We start from the raw sequence: 16774 nt of genomic DNA, 5'->3' as shown, positions 1-16774 counted from the left end.
GTGCGGCTCACCGTCGTGCTCGGTCCCGGCCTGGTGGCCGACCACGCGCTGCTGGCGTCGCTCACCGCCGCCACCTGCGCCGAACTCGACGTCACAGGCCGGGTCGTCACCGCCGCCTCGGCCGACGAGATCCGGTCGCTGCTCGCCGCCGCGGATCCGCCGGCGGTGGTGCTGCCCGGCCCGACACCCGAGGCGCGCGCCCTCATCGGCGCCGAACCGCAGAATACCGTCTGGTACGACCCGACGGTCGAGCCGCCGGTGCCCGGCGCGGTCCACCTGGCCGGCCGGGGACTGTGGGGCGTGGCGTGGGCCATCCGGCACGCCGTGCACCGCCTGCGCTCACCCGCCACCCGGATCGCCTACGGCCCGCACCCGGACCAGTGGGGCGACCTGCGGCTGCCGTCCTCCCCGTCCGCCGAGGCGGCGCCGGTCGCGGTGCTGCTGCACGGCGGCTTCTGGCGATCGGTCTGGGGAGCGGACCTGATGGACGCCGTCGCCATCGACCTGGCCGGGCGGGGGTACGCGTCCTGGAACATGGAGTACCGGCGTCCGGACCGCCACGGCTGGGAGGCGACCACCGAGGACGTGGCGGCCGGCGTCGCCGCACTGCGGGACCTCGCGGGCGACGGTTCGCTGGACGCGGACCGGGTCGTGATCCTGGGCCACTCGGCCGGCGGGCAGCTCGCCCTGCGGGTCGCGGCGGACCTGGCGGCGGGTGAGCGTGCTCCCGTCTCCGTCGCGCTTGTGGTGTCGCTGGCCGGGGTGCTCGACCTCACCGAGGGCGAGCGGCGCAACCTCGGCGACGGCGCCATCACCGAGGCCCTGGGCGGCTCGCCGGCCACAGCCCCGCGCCGGTACGCCGAGAGCGACCCGATGCTGCGGCTGCCCATCCGTGTGCCGGCCCTGCTCGTGCAGGGCACAGAGGACAGCCTGGATCTCGTCGACGCCAACCGGCGGTACGCCGAGGCGGCCCGCAGCGCGGGGGACGACGTGCGCTACCTCGAACAGTCGGGGGACCACTTCGCCGTCATCGACCCGGATTCGGCCATCTGGCAGGCCACCATGACCGCCGTGGGACGTCACGTCGACTCGTGAGGCGCGACCTCTCCGGGTGCCCCGCAAAACCCCCGTCACTCTGTTCACGTATGTGAACAGAGTGACGGGGTCGGGGTGCCCGAAGGCGTCAGAACAGCCTGGGCGTGACCACCGAGACCACAGTCGTCACCGAGTCGGTGTCGTTGTACAGCTGGTGCGGCACCGACGACCGCAGGTGCACGCTGTCACCCGGGCACAGCCGGTGCTCGACGCCCTCGACCTCGTAGAGCAGCTCGCCGGAGATGACGTAGGCGAACTCCTCGCCGCTGTGGCCGTACGCGTTCTCCCGCCGGCCGCCGGGGGCGATGTGCACGAGCATCGGTTCGAGCACCAGCTCCGGCCCCCGGTCGGAGAGCATGCGGTAGGTCTGCTGCCCGGAGACGTACTGCGTGGTCACCGTCTCTGCCCTGGTGAGCGTGAAATGCCGGGGAAGCGGCGCTGCGGCGCTGTCGGGGGAGCTGGTGCCGGAGTCGAAGAAATCCGCCACCGAGTGGTCGAGCGCCTTGGCGACGCTGCCGAGCGCGGTCAGGCCGATGGACGAGATGCCGCGCTCCACCTGGGACAGGAAGCCGATCGACAACCCGGCGCGGGAGGCAAGGCCGCGCAGGGTGAGCCCGCGCTCCTTGCGGTACCGCCGGATGCGGGCGCCGACCACGCCGGCCGGGGTGCTCTCCTCCGCTGGGCCACCCGGGCCGGCCTGCTCCGACGGCGGCTGACTGTTCATGGACCGCACGAGGACCTCCTGTCGAGGTGGCGGGGGAGCCCGCCCGACTTTGTTCGATGGTATCGAACAAGCCTGCGGGCATGCGAGAGGGAGCGCGAGGAAGCGCCCCTCCCGATCGGGACCAATCGGGAAGGGCGCCTCGTCATCGGCTCAGCGCGAGCGCCGGGCCTTCAGGGCCGGCTCAGCCGACCTCCACACCGTCGACCTGCGGGCCGGTCGGCGGCAGCTGATAGCCGTGCCGCGTCATGCTCCAGTCCGGCCGCACCTCGCAGGGAGCGCAGTCGTACCAGAACGTGGCAGGTGTCCGGCCGCTCACCGGGTTGCGGTAGTGGAACCACATCGGCACGATGTCGGGCCACTGGATGTATCCGGGGCTGCCGCCGCGGAAGCCCCTGGACCGCTCGCCGAGCGCGCTGTGCAGAACGTCCGGCGGGTAGATGTTCACGAGATTGCTCGGCGGCGGGTCGGGCAGGCTCGGATCGCGCGGGACCGCGCCACCCCAGCCCTGGGCCCAGTTTGCCGACTGCCAGTAGAACTCGTCGATGTCCAGACTCCAGATCCGCCAGATCCCGTCCTCGAGGACGAACTGGTCGTTGTACATCGCGCCGTTTATGTACCCACCGTTGTTCGCCGAGGCGTTGACGTGCATCAGTCGGGCCCGGACCGCCGTCGAGCGACCGTCGTGCGATACGTCGATCACCGGTTGCGGCCGCCAGTGCAGCACGAGGAAGGACTTCGTCGTGGGCGGCGGGGTGTTGCCGTACGTGGCGACCACCGAGCCGAGGATCCGTTCGCGCGTGCCGTTCCAGCCGGCGAACGGCGACAACTTGTGGCCCTTCACCGCGTGCACCGCCGCCATCTCCGGCCAACGGCTGTCGTCGATGTAGTAGCTGTACGCCGCCGAGACGTTCTCGGACCCGTCGTAGGCGAGCGAACGGCTCAACCTCCGCTGGAGGTCAGCGAGGTCGCGCTTGGGGCCCTGCGGCGCGCCGGCCGCCTTGCCGGGCTTCGACGCGGGCGTACGGCCGGCGACGTCGAGGAACTTCGGCACCTTCACGGACGCGACCGGGCCGGTACCGCCGTCGCCCCAACCAGTGCCGTACGGCGCCGTGATCAGGGGCGTCAGGTGCATCTCCTTGAGCTTCCACAGGCCGCCCTGCTTGACGAAGCTGTTCCGGAAGACGGAGAACTGCCAGGACGCGCCGCTCGCGTCGTTGAGCATGCCGACCTCGATGCCGCGCGTGGTCGCCTTGGTGCCGTTCTTCTCGACGTCGACGATCGTGTCGAACTGCGGCCGGTCGTTGAGGATGCCCTGCGTCAGACCTTCCGGGCCCATTCGTTCCATCGCCTGGCGTACGCCGCTGGCGTTGCGGAACTCGCCCACGCCGTCGATGGTGACCTTCGCGCCGTTGGCGAAGAGGTCGACGACGTCCGTCCACATCCGACGGTCCACGTAGTAGCCGTACGAGTGCTGGAGATTGCGCACCGAGTCCTCGTCGTTGAGCGCCTCGATGCGGTCGGCGAGCTCCTTCGCGTTGAACCTGGTCCTGGGCGCCTCCCCGGTCGCCGCGGGGATCGGCACTCCGGCGACGTCGGGCGTGAAGTGGTAGGGAACGACCGGCACCGGCTGCCGGTTGATCGTCCGGAACCCGGTGGCGTAATCCCCCTCGTAGAGCGGGTAGTGGCGCAGCAGCGAGATCTTCCACTCGCCGTTTTCCAGCACGTACTCGTTCTGGTAGATGCCGCCGTCGATGCGGGCCGCGCCGGCGCCGTCGCCCAGGAAGCGGATCCCGGACCAGCGGCCCTTCGCGGTGCGGCCGTCGGCCGACAGGTTGACAAGTGGTTGGTCGATCACAGTGGTGTGCAGCGCGCCCTGGTTCGCGCCGTTCATCGCCCCGGCCTCGGTGGCCAGCCATCCCTTGATGGCCTGGTGGCCCGTCACGACCTGGTTGCCCCACTGGAGCGTGCCGTTGCCGCTGAACAGCTTCGCCATGTCCGCCCAGCGCCCGAACTGGGCCAGGTGGGCGTAGGAGCGCTGCACGTCCTTGACCTCGCGCAGCGATTCGACCCGCTCGACGTCGCGGGCCAGCGAGTCGAGGCTCACCGGGGCGTTGGTGCTCGCTGATGCCTGCGGTGCCCGCACGGCGACGTTCACGCTGACCGCCAGCAACAGCCCTGTCGCCGCTGCCGTCAGCCGTCTTGTCGAAGGTTTCATGGTCACATCCCTATCCGTGCTGCCGCGCGGACCCCGCGCGGTCGGGTGGGGGGACATCGGCATCGCCGGTCCGGGATGGAGGGCGATGCCGTGAAACGTACGCGACATGTTCATGCAACGCAACGGCCGAATCGGCTAGTGAACATCGTAGGGTAGCTGAGTCTCTTTCGGACATCTTCCGAACATTCGGTTCGTCTGATGCCCAGCTTGTGCGTCGACCGGGGCGGAAATCGGCGGCAGGTGAGTCGGCCCGACAGCCGGTAGGGTCGTCGCGTGGATCTGGACGAGACGGCCGCCCGGCTCGGGGTGCCCGTGGCGGACGTCGAACGCGTACACCGCCTCGCCGGCGACCACCCCTCGGCTCCGCTGCCACCCAAGGACGACGCACCCGCGCTCCTCGACCGACTGGCAGTGCGGCCCGACGACGCAGCCGAGATCATGGACGGCTGGCCAGATCCGGGCTCCCCACTGTGGACTCCCGAGCTGCGCTGGCTGCTCGACCGCTCGACCGCCCTGGTCCGAGCCGACGTCGGCGGCCACACCTGGCTGCCGCCCGGTCCGGAGCTGCCCCGCGAGCGAGGCCCCGCCTGGCGGCACCTCTACGTGTACGCGTACCTGGCCCTTGTCGACGTTGCGAGGGGGTACCACAGCGATCACGGGGTCGCCGACGCCGTCACCTGGACGTCCCTCGCCGACCTCGGCCGCAACCTCGCCGTCGACCGACGGATGCGAGGCGAGGGCTGGCCGGTGATGCAGAGCTGGCTGACGCTGCACGCGCGCGGTGCCGTCTATGAGTTGGGCCGCCTGCAACACCATCGCGGCGGCGCCACCATCGACCTGCACATCCCCGAGGCGGGGCCGCTGACCCCACAGGCGATCGACGCGTCACTCGACGAGGCCCGCGCGTTCTTCCCGCGCCACTTCCCCGACGAGCACTACACGGCGTTCGCCTGCGGCTCGTGGCTGCTCGATCCGCAACTGCGGGAATACCTGCCGGAGGACTCCAACATCGTCAGGTTCCAGCGTCGGTTCGAGCTGGAGCCCTACGAGGAGCCGGAAGGGCTGGACGCCGACGTCGAGGTGCTGCGGTTCGTGTTCCGGACCCTGACCACGCCGCTCGACCAACTCCCACGCCGTACCGCGCTCCAGCGCGCCGCCGTCGACCATCTCCGGGCCGGACGTCACTGGCGCTGGCGCCGCGGCCACTTCCCGATCTAGGACGGCCTGCTCGTTGAACGCCACGCGGACGTCGTTTGGCGGGTCGCGCCGCCCGACGGATGGCAATGTGAGGTCCATGAACAGGACGGACGTTGCCGATTGGATCGCCGGCTACGAGCGGGCGTGGCGGACGCCGGGCACTGACGCGTTGGCCGCTCTCTTCACCGAGGACGCGAGCTACCAGCAGGGCCCGTACTGGACGCCCGTCGTCGGTCTGCCGGCCATCGCCCGGATGTGGGAAAAGCAGCGCGAGGGCCCCGACGAGATATTCCAGATGACCACGGAGATCGTCGCTGTCGACGGCGACACTGCGGTGTCGCGCCAGGAGGTCCGCTACGGCGACCCGGTGCACCAGGAGTACCGCGACCTGTGGGTCATGCGGTTCGCCGACGATGGGCGTTGCCGGTCGTTCGAGGAGTGGCCCTTCTGGCCGGGGCAGCAGCCGGCCAACACTCCGGACGGGCCGTGAACCGAGACTCCGCCACGGCCACCGCCACCTGACCGGCCCGGTCGACGACGGCGTCGATCAACGACCTCGCCCCCGGGGTGTGGCTGCCGTGCTGTAGAAGGCGGCACGGCAGCCACATCGGGTGTCACCTGTTGTGCTTCTCCTGGCACGGCACGCAGAAGCGGGCGTGCGGGAGAACCTCGAGCCGCTCTGCCGGAATGGACTTGCCGCACTTCTGGCAGGCGCCGTAGGTGCCGTCCGAGATCCGGCCCAGCGCGCCGGTGATCTGCTCGATGTTGCGGCGGGTGGCCGACAACAGCGCGGCCTGGTGGTGGGCCTCGCTGGGGTCGCCGGTGTCCGCGCTGAGTTCGGTCAGTTCCCGCAGCCGCGCCGTCTGTGTGGCGAAGTCGTCGGCCAGGGACGCGCGCAGATCAGCCAGCCAACTGCGGTCGACGGCACGATGATCGATGCTCATGGTCTGCCTTTCAAATGGATCCGGGTAAAGAAAAAGGGCCGAAGCTGGATAGCTTCGCCCTGGCGGTCGTTTTGGGATGCAACGATTCCGCGGGAGGGCTTCGACCGCTTCGCGCCGGGCTCGACAGCCCCTGTGTAGGCGCGAAGTGCGGTGCGCGGACCACAGGCACCCGCATCCCCGCCATGCGCTGCGGTGCCGCCGTCACGTGGGCAACGCCGAGCACCGTCACGTGAGTGACGGTAGGCGAGCAGAACGTGACCGATGGCATGCATCCACCATAGGTTGATGTCTGCCCTAAAGCCAACGCCCTTCGCCGGATGGCCGGCGCAGCGGCGTGACCCGCGCGGCGTGCCGCCCAGGCTGCGGTGGTTCGTTCCCTTGACTGCCGGCCTGGGGCTCTGGGTCCGATTCGTGTTCCCTGCGGCCGACCCGCGGCGCGCGGGGCGGTTGATCAAGTTATGCGTGGGCGTCGATGTTAGCGCCAATCAGCCGCCGGCTCCAAGGAGCCCAGCTCTGAGCCGTTGCGGCTGTCGGAGGTGAGGCTCACGGTGCCCGGCCGGGAGTGCTCACGCCTGTGGCGACAGCCTGTCACCGCCTGATGATTCCGGAACATTACGTCTTGACGAACAGCATGTTATCGCTCACAGTCGATGCTCAAGGACGACGATACCTGTGGCTTTCCGGGCGAGCCAGCCTCGTCGATCTGGATTCAGGCGTGCGCCAGGGCATGCAGACGTCTTGTAACCGCACATGTTCTCGACGCATGCCTCCGGCCACGCGTCGCGGTGCGCCCATCTTCGGGCAGACCGTTCGGCTCTTGGTCATGTCAAGGAGGATCATGTCTGCCTTTGGTAGGTCTCCATCGATCGCGCCGCCGTCGAAGCGACGGCGCGGATGGTTGCCGCGGTTGGTCACCGCCGGCGTGGCGGCAATGCTGGTAGGCGGTGCCGCCGTGGCGGTGGTGTCCTCACCCGCCGCCGCGGCGACTGTCGACACCAACGCGTGGTACGTCCTGGTCAACCGCAACAGCGGCAAGGCCCTGGACGTGTACAACCTGGCCACGAATGACGGCGCGCGGATCACGCAGTGGGCGCGCAACAACGGCAACCAGCAGCAGTGGCAGTTCGTGGACTCCGGCGGTGGCTACTACCGGGTGAAGTCACGGCTGTCCGGCAAGGTGCTGGACGTCTACAACTTCTCCACCGCCAACGGCGGCAGCATCGTGCAGTGGAGCGACGGCAACGGCGTCAACCAGCAGTTCCGGTTGGCCGACTCGGACAGCGGCTACATCCGGCTGATCAACCGGAACAGCAACAAGGTCGTGGAGGTGCAGGGCGCCTCGACCGCCGACGGCGGAAACATCGTCCAGTACGACGACTGGAACGGCGCCAACCAGCAGTGGCAGCTCGTCCGCGTCGACGGTGGAGGCAACCCCACCACGCCGCCGCCGACGACTCCGCCGCCGGGAGGAACGTGCAACCTGCCGTCGACGTACCGGTGGTCGTCGACTGGTGTGTTGGCGCAGCCGAGGTCGGGTTGGGTGTCGTTGAAGGACTTCACTGTGGCGCCGTACAACGGTCGGCAGTTGGTGTATGCGACCACGCATGACACGGGTACGCGGTGGGGTTCGATGAACTTCAGCTTGTTCACGAACTACTCCGAGATGGCGTCGGCGTCGCAGAACGCGATGAGTTCGGCGACTGTGGCGCCGTCGTTGTTCTACTTCGCGCCGCGCAACATCTGGGTGTTGGCGTATCAGTGGGGTCCGACGGCGTTCTCGTACCGGACGTCGACGGATCCGACGAATGCTAACGGGTGGTCGTCGGCGCAGCCGTTGTTCACCGGGAGTATCTCGGGTTCGGGTACGGGTCCGATTGATCAGGCGGTGATCGGTGACGATCAGAACATGTATCTGTTCTTCGCCGGGGACAACGGCAAGATCTATCGGGCGAGTATGCCGATCGGGAACTTCCCGGGCAGTTTCGGCAGCAACTACACGACGATCATGAGTGACTCGACGAACAACTTGTTCGAGGCGGTGCAGGTCTACAAGCTTCAGGGTCAGAGTCGGTATCTGATGATCGTGGAGGCGATCGGGTCGCAGGGTCGCTACTTCCGGTCGTTCACGGCCACCAGTTTGGGTGGGTCGTGGACGCCGCAGGCGGCCACGGAGAGCAACCCGTTCGCGGGTAAGGCCAACAGTGGCGCGACGTGGACCAATGACATCAGCCATGGTGAGTTGTTGCGGACCAGCGCCGATCAGACCATGACTGTGGATCCGTGCAACCTGCAACTGCTGTACCAGGGCCGCTCGCCCAACTCCGGCGGTGACTACGGTCTGCTGCCCTACCGTCCGGGCCTGCTGACCCTGCAACGCTGACCGGACACAGCCGAACAACGGGCGGGCTCGGTGCCACACCGAGCCCGCCCTTTCGTGTCCGACACGATCACCTGGCGCTTGTCAGACCAGGAGGCGTTCGCGCAGCATCGCGCCCAGGTTGATGCCACCCACCGGGCGTGGGCCGTTGGGGTCGTGGACGGCGACGGTGTTGTTGCGCCGCATCAGTTCCCGGACCGGAGGCGGCAGCCGGGGCGGATCGTCAGTGGCCGTGAGGAGCCGCCCGGTGCTGGAGATCAGCCGGTCGGCAAGGGTGGCGGCGTGGGTGTCGACCCGCACCCGCCCGTACTCCCAGCCGGCGGTGGTGAGGTCGAGTACCTCGAACATGCGGGTCAGCAGGGGGTTGGGGTCGGTCACCCGGTCGACCCGGGGCGCCTGCCTGCCGACCACAGCGACGGCGGCGGTCACCTGCGCGTACGGGTGGAAGCCGGACGGCAACGCGAACAGTGGCCAGCGCAGGGCCGGACCGGCCTCCTTCCACAGTGGCCGGTAGTTGCGGCGGTTCACCACGAGCCGTCGGCCCGTCCGTAGGTGGATGTCGTGTGCCTGGGCCTGGAGGTCGCCATGGGCCTCGTCGGCGACCTGGTTCACGATCTGGGCTGCCACCACCAGGCCGTCGTCACCGTCGAGCATCCCGGTGATCGCCTCGACCTGCTCGGGGAACCGGATCCGGGCGTGGGCGCCGTACCGGTGCCGGGCGTCGTGTAGCAGTGTCTGCTGCCGCTCGGCGTCGAGCTGGATCCGCCCGCCGCCGCCCAGCAACTGCCGGAGCCACCGCATGTCGCCTCATTTCAGCAGAGTCCGTCCGGACGGCCATGCTAGTGCGTCGGATGTCCCTTCTGTCGTGTTGGGGTGCCGGTTGGGCCGGTGTCTCGGAGCGTGCGGGTCAGTGGCCGTCGAGGACGTCGCGCAGCCTCGCCGCGAACTCCTCCGGCTTGCCCGCGTAGCCGTACTCACCGCCGAGGAAACCACCGTGGTGGCTCGGAAACACCACGGCTTCCTGGCCGAGCAGCGCCGCGGTGCCCAGGGCCGTACGCGCGGTGTACGTCCCGGCCGATTCCTCGCCGACCGCGATCACGATCCGGGTCGGCGCGGCGGTGAGCGCGTTCGCGTCGGGCACGTAGTCGGTGATCGCCCACGAATTCTGGGACAGCAGTGGATCGTCCCGGTTGCCGTCGTCGTCGGTCGACAGGCCGAACATCGCCGGGTCGGGCGTGGGCTGGGCGAAGTAGGCGTCGGTGAACTCGCCCTGCCAGGACGTCATGGCGATGAACGCGGCCATGCCGGCTCCGGCGCCGTTGGTCTGGTACGCGTCGTAGAAGGCGGCGCGGGCGCGCTCGGCTGCGGTGGCGTCCGGGAGTACGGCGTTGATGGGCGGCTCGTGCGCGACAAGCGTGACGACGTCGCCGGGGTGGGTGGCTACCAGTTCGAGTGCGGTCACCGCGCCGCCGCTGCTGGCGAACACGTCGACCGGACCGGCGTCGAGCGCCTCGATCAACAGGTGCAGGTCGGCTGCCTGGCGCTGCGGTGTGTGGTCGGACCGGCCGTCCGAGCGGATGCTGCGGCCCAGCCCGCGCGGGTCGTAGGTGACGACAGTGCGGTCGGGGAAGAGTGGGGCGAGGGCGTCGAAGCCCTCAGCCGTCATCGGCTGGCCGATCATGAGCAGTGGTGGGCGTCCGTCGGTCGGCGGCAGCGGGCCGCGAACGTCGTAGACCAGGTCGACACCGGCTATGGCGAGGGTGTGCGCCTGCGGTTCCGTCATCCGGTGAGACTACGGCCGACGGGACGGGATTGAGGTGCGCGAATCGCGCGGCCCGAGCGCCGCTTCCGGCGGGAGGTCGCCCCATTGTTAAAACCTCGTGGCGTCGACCACTTCACTATGCATGACCATGCGGCATGGTGCATACTCTTCCTCGTGTCCAAGGTTCTCACCTCCCTGCCCATCGGCGAACGTGTCGGCATCGCCTTCTCCGGCGGCCTCGACACCTCGGTCGCGGTCGCGTGGATGCGCGACAAGGGCGCCGTCCCCTGCGCCTACACCGCAGACATCGGCCAGTACGACGAGCCCGACATCGGTTCGGTGCCCGGTCGCGCACTCAGCTACGGCGCCGAGGTCGCCCGGCTGGTCGACTGCCGTGCCGCCCTGGTCGAGGAAGGGCTGGCCGCGCTGACCTGCGGGGCCTTCCACATCCGCTCCGGCGGGCGGGCGTACTTCAACACCACCCCGCTGGGTCGGGCCGTGACCGGGACCCTGCTGGTCCGGGCGATGATCTCCGACGACGTCCAGATCTGGGGCGACGGCTCGACGTTCAAGGGCAACGACATCGAGCGGTTCTACAGGTACGGCCTGCTGGCCAACCCGCAGCTGCGCATCTACAAGCCGTGGCTCGACACCGACTTCGTCACCGAGCTGGGTGGGCGCAAGGAGATGTCGGAGTGGCTGCTCGAGCGCGGCCTGCCGTACCGGGACAGCACCGAGAAGGCGTACTCCACCGACGCCAACATCTGGGGCGCCACGCACGAGGCGAAGACCCTTGAGCACCTCGACACCGGCATCGAGACCGTCGAGCCGATCATGGGTGTCCGGTTCTGGGACCCGTCTGTGGAGATCCCGACCGAGGACGTCACGATCGGCTTCGACCAGGGTCGCCCGGTGACGATCAACGGCAAGGAGTTCGGCAGCGCTGTCGACCTCGTGCTGGAGGCCAACGCCATCGGCGGCCGGCACGGCCTGGGCATGTCGGACCAGATCGAGAACCGGATCATCGAGGCCAAGAGCCGCGGCATCTACGAGGCGCCGGGCATGGCGCTCCTGCACGCCGCGTACGAGCGACTGGTCAACGCCATCCACAACGAGGACACCCTGGCGAACTACCACAGCGAGGGCCGTCGCCTCGGCCGGCTGATGTACGAGGGCCGCTGGCTGGACCCGCAGGCGCTGATGCTGCGCGAGTCGTTGCAGCGTTGGGTCGGCACGGCGGTCACCGGCGAGGTGACGCTGCGGCTGCGCCGGGGCGAGGACTACTCGATCCTGGACACCACCGGGCCGGCGTTCAGCTACCACCCCGACAAGCTGTCGATGGAGCGTACCGAGGATTCGGCGTTCGGTCCGTCGGACCGGATCGGTCAGCTCACCATGCGCAACCTGGACATCGCCGACTCGCGGGCGAAGCTTGAGCAGTACGCGACGCTCGGCATCGTCGGCGGCGGAAGCTCGCAGCGGATGGTCGGGGCCGCGCAGGCCGCCTCGACCGGGTTGATCGGCGCGATGCCGGAGGGCGGCGCGGAGGCGATCGCGTCCCGGGGCGTCTCGTCCGCCGACGACGCGGCCCTCGACCGCGCCGCGATGGAGTTCGGCGTCGACTGACGCGCGTTCGATCTTCACCCGACGGCCCGCCACGCAGCCCGCGTGGCGGGCCGTCGCTGTTGGTGGCGATGTCCTGAGGGTGGCGGCGCCACCCGCCTGAGCCGCGCCGCCGGGACCGCGGATGCGCCGACTCCGGCACCGGCACTGCAACAAACCTGCAAGCGCCAGCTCTTGCCTCCAGGGAAACCGCTTTCCTACGATTGCCTTACATCGATGTTTCGTTCGTGGGTCGGGCAGCCACACATCGACCATTGCTGCTAGCCGCAGGGCCGTTCGCGCGACGGTTCCCCATTTCCTGGGCTGTGGCATTCCGGCGAGCTGTTTGCGACTGACCGTCGTCGATTCAGGGCGGTCGGTGGTGCCCCCGTGCCGAAGAAGCGCGGCCGCGACGGCTGCCGCACGCACTGGCAGAACCAAACCGATACGAAGTGAGGCGAGATGAGACGACCAGTCGCACTGCGACTTCAGGCGGTGGTGGCCACGGCGGCCGTGGGGATCGTGACAGGGCTGAGCCTGTCGACCCCGCAGGCGTCGGCGGCGGTCGGGAGCGCCACCGGCTACGCCACCCAGAACGGCGGAACCACCGGCGGCGCGGGCGGGCAGACGGTACGCGCGACCACCGGGACCGCGATCCACGCGGCGTTGTGCGGGCGGGCCAGCAGCAGCACCCCGATCACCATCGAGGTCAGCGGGACGATCAACCACGGCAACACCAGCAAGGTGTCCGGTTCGAGCTGCAACACAGCGGATGGCGTGATCGAGCTCAAGCAGATCAGCAACGTCACGATCATCGGGGTCGGCAGCGCCGTCTTCGACCAGCTCGGCATCCACATCCGCGACTCCAGCAACATCATCATCCAGAACGTGACAGTCCGGAACGTCAAGAAGTCGGGCTCGCCCACCTCCAACGGCGGTGACGCCATCGGCATGGAGAGCACGGTCCGCAACGTCTGGGTCGACCACGTCACCCTGGAGGCGTCGGGCGGCGAGTCGGAGGGGTACGACGGCCTCTTCGACATGAAGGACAACACCCAGTACGTGACCCTGTCCTACAGCATCCTGCGCAACTCCGGTCGCGGTGGCCTGGTCGGGTCGAGCGAGAGCGACCTCTCCAACGGCTTCATCACGTACCACCACAACCTGTACGAGAACATCGACTCCCGTACGCCGCTGCTGCGCGGTGGCACCGCCCACATCTACAACAACCACTACGTGAGCCTGCGCGAGTCCGGCATCAATTCCCGGGCCGGGGCGAAGGCCAAGGTGGAGAACAACTACTTCCAGAACTCCAAGGACGTGCTGGGCACGTTCTACACGAACGAGCGGGGCTACTGGCAGGTCAGCGGCAACATCTTCGACAACGTGACCTGGTCCAGCGCCGGCAGCGAGAACTACCCCGCCGGCCCGAACCCGACGTCCAACACCACTGTCAACATCCCGTACTCGTACAGCCTCGACGGCGCGAGTTGCGTGCCGAGCATCATCCGTCAGACGGTGGGTGCCAACACGGGGCTGAGGGTGTCGAACGGCAGCTGCTCGCCGCAGACCCCGTCGCCCACGACGCCCGCGCCGACCACCCCGCCGCCGACCACGCCGGCCCCCACCACGCCGCCGCCGACCACCCCGCCGCCGTCGGGCGGGACCAACCTCAGCCTCGGCGCCGGCGCGGACGGATCCAGCAAGGCCAGCGGGACCAGCTACGGCAACGTGCGTGACGGCAACCTCGGCACCTACTGGTCCCCGGCCGGGTCGACCGGCACCATCTCGATCAAGTGGGGCTCGGCCACCCGGGTGTCCCGTGTGGTCATCCGTGAACCGTCAGGCACCCAGGGCTCCATCGGGTCCTGGCAGCTCATCAACAACGACACCGGCGCCGTCCTGGCATCCGGCAGTGGGGCGGGTTCCATCAGCTTCGCGGCAACCTCACTGACCAAGATCAACTTCAAGATCAACAGCTCAAGTGGTACGCCGCGAGTCGGCGAGTTCGAGACGTACGCCAGCTAGGCGACTGCTTTCCGTCACCGGGTCCCCTCAGAGCGTGATTCCGCTCCGGCATCGTGATGTCGGAGCGGAATCACGCTCCTGCACGTGCCCAGCCCGACAAGTCCGCGCAACTTTTTCGGGCACTGATGTCGAGAACGCGGGTCTGGTTCCGTCCCCGGGGTGAGCGCGACCACAATGGGTCGGATCAGCTTCGAGGAGAGACGCGATGGCCAAGTACCTGCTGCTCAAGCACTACCGAGGCGCCCCGCCGGCGGTCAACGACGTCCCCATGGACAAGTGGACCCCCGAGGAGATCTCGGCGCACATCCAGTACATGAACGACTTCGCGGCCCGGCTCGAAGGCACCGGCGAGTACGTCGACGGGCAGGCGCTCGCCCCCGAGGGCACGTTCGTCAGGTACGACGGTGAGGGCCGCCCGCCGGTCACCGACGGCCCGTTCGCCGAGACCAAGGACCTCATCGCCGGCTGGATGGTGATCGACGTCGACAGCTACGAGCGCGCCGTCGAACTGGCCGGGGAGTTGTCCGCCGCTCCGGGGGCCGGCGGGAAGCCCATCCACGAGTGGCTTGAGCTGCGCCCGTTCCTGACGGCCCCGCCCACGATCACTGAGTGAACGAGGTCCTGCTCCGGCGTCTCCTGCCGAGCGTGCTCGGTGTCCTCGTCCGCCGCGGAGCTGACTTCGCGGCGGCCGAGGACGCCGTGCAGGACGCCCTGGTCGAGGCCGTCCGCGTCTGGCCGACCGATCCGCCGCAGGATGCAAAGGGCTGGCTGGTCACGGTGGCCTGGCGCCGGTTCCTCGACGCGACACGCTCCGAAGCCGCTCGTCGGCGGCGCGAGGACCTCGTCGACGAGGAACCGGCGCCCGGCCCGGCGCGCGCTGTGGACGACACGCTTCAGCTCTACTTCCTGTGCGCGCACCCGTCGCTCACGCCGTCGTCGGCTGTCGCGCTCACGCTGCGCGCCGTCGGTGGGCTGACCACCCGCCAGATCGCGCGGGCCTACCTGGTGCCCGAGGCGACAATGGCGCAGCGGATCAGCAGAGCCAAGCGCACCGTCTCGGGCGTGCGGTTCGACCAGCCCGGGGACGTCGCCACCGTGCTGCGCGTGCTCTATCTGGTCTTCAACGAGGGCTACTCGGGAGACGTCGACCTGGCCGCCGAGGCCATCGGGCTCACGCGGCAGCTCGCGGCCGCTATCGACCATCCGGAGGTGTCGGGACTGCTCGCCCTGATGCTGCTGCACCACGCCCGGCGGGCAGCCCGGACCGCGCCCGACGGCAGCCTCGTGCCGCTCGCCGAGCAGGACCGCGGCCGGTGGGACACCGCGTCGATCGCCGAGGGCATCGGGATCCTCCAGGCGGCCCTCGCCCGCGACCGGCTGGGCGAGTACCAGGCTCAGGCGGCCATCGCGGCCCTGCACGCCGACGCGCCCACCGCCGAGGAGACCGACTGGGTGCAGATCGTCGAGTGGTACGACGAGTTGGTGCGGCTGACCGACAGCCCTGTCGTACGGCTGAACCGCGCGGTGGCCGTCGGTCAGGCCGACGGGCCACGCGCCGGTCTGGCGGCGCTCGCGGCGCTGGACGACGCGCTGCCGCGCCACACTGCGGTGGCGGCCTACCTGCGCGAACGCGACGGCGACCTGGCGACGGCGGCACGGCTGTACGCCGAAGCGGCGTTGAAAGCACCGAACCTCGCCGAACGGGACCACCTGACGCGCCAGGCCGCCCGGCTCAACGCCCGCCGCTGACGCCGCCGCCGGGAGAGGCAACCTCGCCGGCACGCCCTCGTCACGGCTGGTGGTATGCCTGGTGGCGGCTATCCTCCCCACCGTGACCCACGAACGTGAGCTGACCTCACCTGTAGACCTGTGCCAGCCGGACGGACGGCTCAACCCGGCTGCGGTCGGCTGGTCGCGTCGTCCCCTGCACACCGCCAACCTGCGCGGCTGGGGCCGGACCAAGCGGTGGGAGTACTGGGGCATCGTCACGCCACGACACATCGTCGGGCTTGTCGTCTCGTCGCTCGACTACGCCGGTGTGCACAGCAGCTACGTGCTCGACCGGCAGAGCGGCGTCGAGACGAAGACCGATGTGGTGGTGCCGCTGGCGCGCGGCGCGGTGTTGCCGCCGCGCAGCGGTGCGGGCGAGGTTCGGGCGCGGGGCCGCGACCTGGACATCCGGATCGATCAGCGTCCGGACGGCACCGCCATCTCGGCGAACACCTCCGGAGTACGACTGGAGGTGCTGGTGCCGCTGCCGGCCGGTCACGAGTCGCTCGCAGTGGTCGTTCCGTGGAGCCCGACGCGGTTCCAGTACACGGTCAAGGACGTCGGCCGCCCCGTTTCCGGCACGCTTGAGCTGCACGGCCAGACGTACGAGATCGGAGGACCGGACGCTTTCGCCGTGCTGGACCACGGTCGCGGCAGGTGGCCGTACTCGATCACCTGGAACTGGGCCGCCGGCGCGGCACCGGGACGGGCGATCCAGCTCGGCGGTCAGTGGACCGACGGCACCGGAGTCACCGAGAACGGCCTGTTCGTCGACGGCCGGCTGCACAAGATCGGCGACGAGCTGCGGTGGACCTACGACCGGTCGGACTGGCTGCGCCCGTGGCGGATCAGCGGCGACCGGGTCGAGGCCGAGTTCCAGCCGTTCCACGAGAAGGTGGCCCGCACCAACCTCGCAGTCGTCGCGAACGAGACGCACCAGTGTTTCGGGCACTTCTCCGGGTGGGCGAAGACCGACGACGGGACGAAGGTGAGCCTCGACGGGCTCGTCGGCTGGGCCGAGGAGGCACGCAACCGCTGGTAGGCCGGTTTCGCGCCGCTG

At 69.3% G+C, this 16774-nt stretch carries 14 protein-coding genes; 9 read left to right on the top strand and 5 right to left on the bottom strand.

Annotated elements, in window-relative coordinates; all coding sequences use genetic code 11:
* Complete coding sequence (locus tag F4558_RS17705; protein WP_231640054.1) at positions 1-1095, top strand: alpha/beta hydrolase; 1095 nt, start codon at positions 1-3, stop codon at positions 1093-1095.
* Between the two features lie 88 nt (positions 1096-1183).
* Here the strand turns inward: F4558_RS17705 and F4558_RS17700 are convergent, their stop codons facing one another.
* Both F4558_RS17700 and F4558_RS17695 read right to left on the bottom strand, forming a co-directional pair.
* A complete protein-coding gene (locus F4558_RS17700) occupies positions 1184-1819 on the bottom strand; it encodes a helix-turn-helix domain-containing protein (protein ID WP_209274339.1) in 636 nt (211 codons plus the stop codon).
* A gap of 181 nt (positions 1820-2000) precedes the next feature.
* Positions 2001-4034 (bottom strand): nuclear transport factor 2 family protein, encoded by a 2034-nt coding sequence (locus F4558_RS17695; protein WP_167945211.1) that lies wholly within the window; start codon positions 4032-4034, stop codon positions 2001-2003.
* 273 nt (positions 4035-4307) lie between these two features.
* Here F4558_RS17695 and F4558_RS17690 point away from each other — a divergent pair, with 273 nt between their 5' ends.
* Positions 4308-5252, top strand: a complete 945-nt coding sequence (locus tag F4558_RS17690; protein WP_167945210.1) for an acyltransferase domain-containing protein — start codon at positions 4308-4310, stop codon at positions 5250-5252.
* Positions 5253-5328: 76 nt separating this feature from the next.
* Positions 5329-5721 (top strand): YybH family protein, encoded by a 393-nt coding sequence (locus tag F4558_RS17685; RefSeq protein WP_167945209.1) that lies wholly within the window; start codon positions 5329-5331, stop codon positions 5719-5721.
* Between the two features lie 124 nt (positions 5722-5845).
* Here F4558_RS17685 and F4558_RS17680 read toward each other — a convergent pair whose 3' ends face one another.
* Positions 5846-6175: a TraR/DksA family transcriptional regulator gene (locus F4558_RS17680; RefSeq protein ID WP_053655992.1), complete on the bottom strand. Its 330-nt coding sequence runs from the start codon at positions 6173-6175 to the stop codon at positions 5846-5848.
* 838 nt (positions 6176-7013) lie between these two features.
* Here F4558_RS17680 and F4558_RS17675 point away from each other — a divergent pair.
* Positions 7014-8555 carry a non-reducing end alpha-L-arabinofuranosidase family hydrolase gene (locus F4558_RS17675; RefSeq protein WP_167945208.1) on the top strand — a complete coding sequence of 514 codons (1542 nt, stop codon included), beginning with the start codon at positions 7014-7016 and terminating at the stop codon, positions 8553-8555.
* An 81-nt stretch (positions 8556-8636) separates the two neighbouring features.
* Here the strand turns inward: F4558_RS17675 and F4558_RS17670 are convergent, their stop codons facing one another.
* Positions 8637-9353, bottom strand: coding sequence for a hypothetical protein (locus F4558_RS17670; RefSeq protein WP_167945207.1), 717 nt, complete (start codon positions 9351-9353; stop codon positions 8637-8639).
* A 106-nt stretch (positions 9354-9459) separates the two neighbouring features.
* A complete protein-coding gene (locus tag F4558_RS17665) occupies positions 9460-10335 on the bottom strand; it encodes an alpha/beta fold hydrolase (RefSeq protein WP_053657129.1) in 876 nt (291 codons plus the stop codon).
* A gap of 153 nt (positions 10336-10488) precedes the next feature.
* On the opposite strand from F4558_RS17665, the gene argG reads away from it, so the two are divergent.
* The 5 genes from argG (at position 10489) to F4558_RS17640 (ending at position 16756) form a co-directional block, all read left to right on the top strand.
* Complete coding sequence (gene argG, locus F4558_RS17660) at positions 10489-11940, top strand: argininosuccinate synthase (protein ID WP_053657127.1); 1452 nt, start codon at positions 10489-10491, stop codon at positions 11938-11940.
* A gap of 438 nt (positions 11941-12378) precedes the next feature.
* Entirely contained in the window at positions 12379-13944 is a 1566-nt protein-coding gene (locus F4558_RS17655; protein ID WP_053657125.1) for a pectate lyase family protein, read from the top strand.
* 205 nt (positions 13945-14149) lie between these two features.
* Positions 14150-14557 carry a YciI family protein gene (locus F4558_RS17650; RefSeq protein ID WP_053657123.1) on the top strand — a complete coding sequence of 136 codons (408 nt, stop codon included), beginning with the start codon at positions 14150-14152 and terminating at the stop codon, positions 14555-14557.
* Positions 14554-15693 (top strand): RNA polymerase sigma factor, encoded by a 1140-nt coding sequence (locus F4558_RS17645; RefSeq protein WP_167945205.1) that lies wholly within the window; start codon positions 14554-14556, stop codon positions 15691-15693. The genes F4558_RS17650 and F4558_RS17645 overlap by 4 nt, the downstream gene beginning before the upstream one ends.
* An 82-nt stretch (positions 15694-15775) precedes the next feature.
* Positions 15776-16756, top strand: a complete 981-nt coding sequence (locus tag F4558_RS17640) for a DUF2804 domain-containing protein (RefSeq protein WP_053657119.1) — start codon at positions 15776-15778, stop codon at positions 16754-16756.
* Positions 16757-16774 lie beyond the last annotated feature (18 nt).

This window comes from Micromonospora profundi (genome assembly GCF_011927785.1).
In the GTDB taxonomy this organism is placed as follows: Bacteria; Actinomycetota; Actinomycetes; order Mycobacteriales; family Micromonosporaceae; genus Micromonospora; species Micromonospora profundi.
Note: the sequence above shows the minus strand (reverse complement) of the source record. Positions and strands in the feature narration are given on the sequence as shown.

Coding starts and splice junctions, on each gene's coding strand:
- F4558_RS17700 (WP_209274339.1), bottom strand. CDS start 1,819: ATGAACAGTCAGCCGCCGTCGGAGCAGGCCGGCCCGGGTGGCCCAGCG.
- F4558_RS17695 (WP_167945211.1), bottom strand. CDS start 4,034: ATGAAACCTTCGACAAGACGGCTGACGGCAGCGGCGACAGGGCTGTTG.
- F4558_RS17685 (WP_167945209.1), top strand. CDS start 5,329: ATGAACAGGACGGACGTTGCCGATTGGATCGCCGGCTACGAGCGGGCG.
- F4558_RS17680 (WP_053655992.1), bottom strand. CDS start 6,175: ATGAGCATCGATCATCGTGCCGTCGACCGCAGTTGGCTGGCTGATCTG.
- F4558_RS17675 (WP_167945208.1), top strand. CDS start 7,014: ATGTCTGCCTTTGGTAGGTCTCCATCGATCGCGCCGCCGTCGAAGCGA.
- F4558_RS17670 (WP_167945207.1), bottom strand. CDS start 9,353: ATGCGGTGGCTCCGGCAGTTGCTGGGCGGCGGCGGGCGGATCCAGCTC.
- F4558_RS17665 (WP_053657129.1), bottom strand. CDS start 10,335: ATGACGGAACCGCAGGCGCACACCCTCGCCATAGCCGGTGTCGACCTG.
- F4558_RS17655 (WP_053657125.1), top strand. CDS start 12,379: ATGAGACGACCAGTCGCACTGCGACTTCAGGCGGTGGTGGCCACGGCG.
- F4558_RS17650 (WP_053657123.1), top strand. CDS start 14,150: ATGGCCAAGTACCTGCTGCTCAAGCACTACCGAGGCGCCCCGCCGGCG.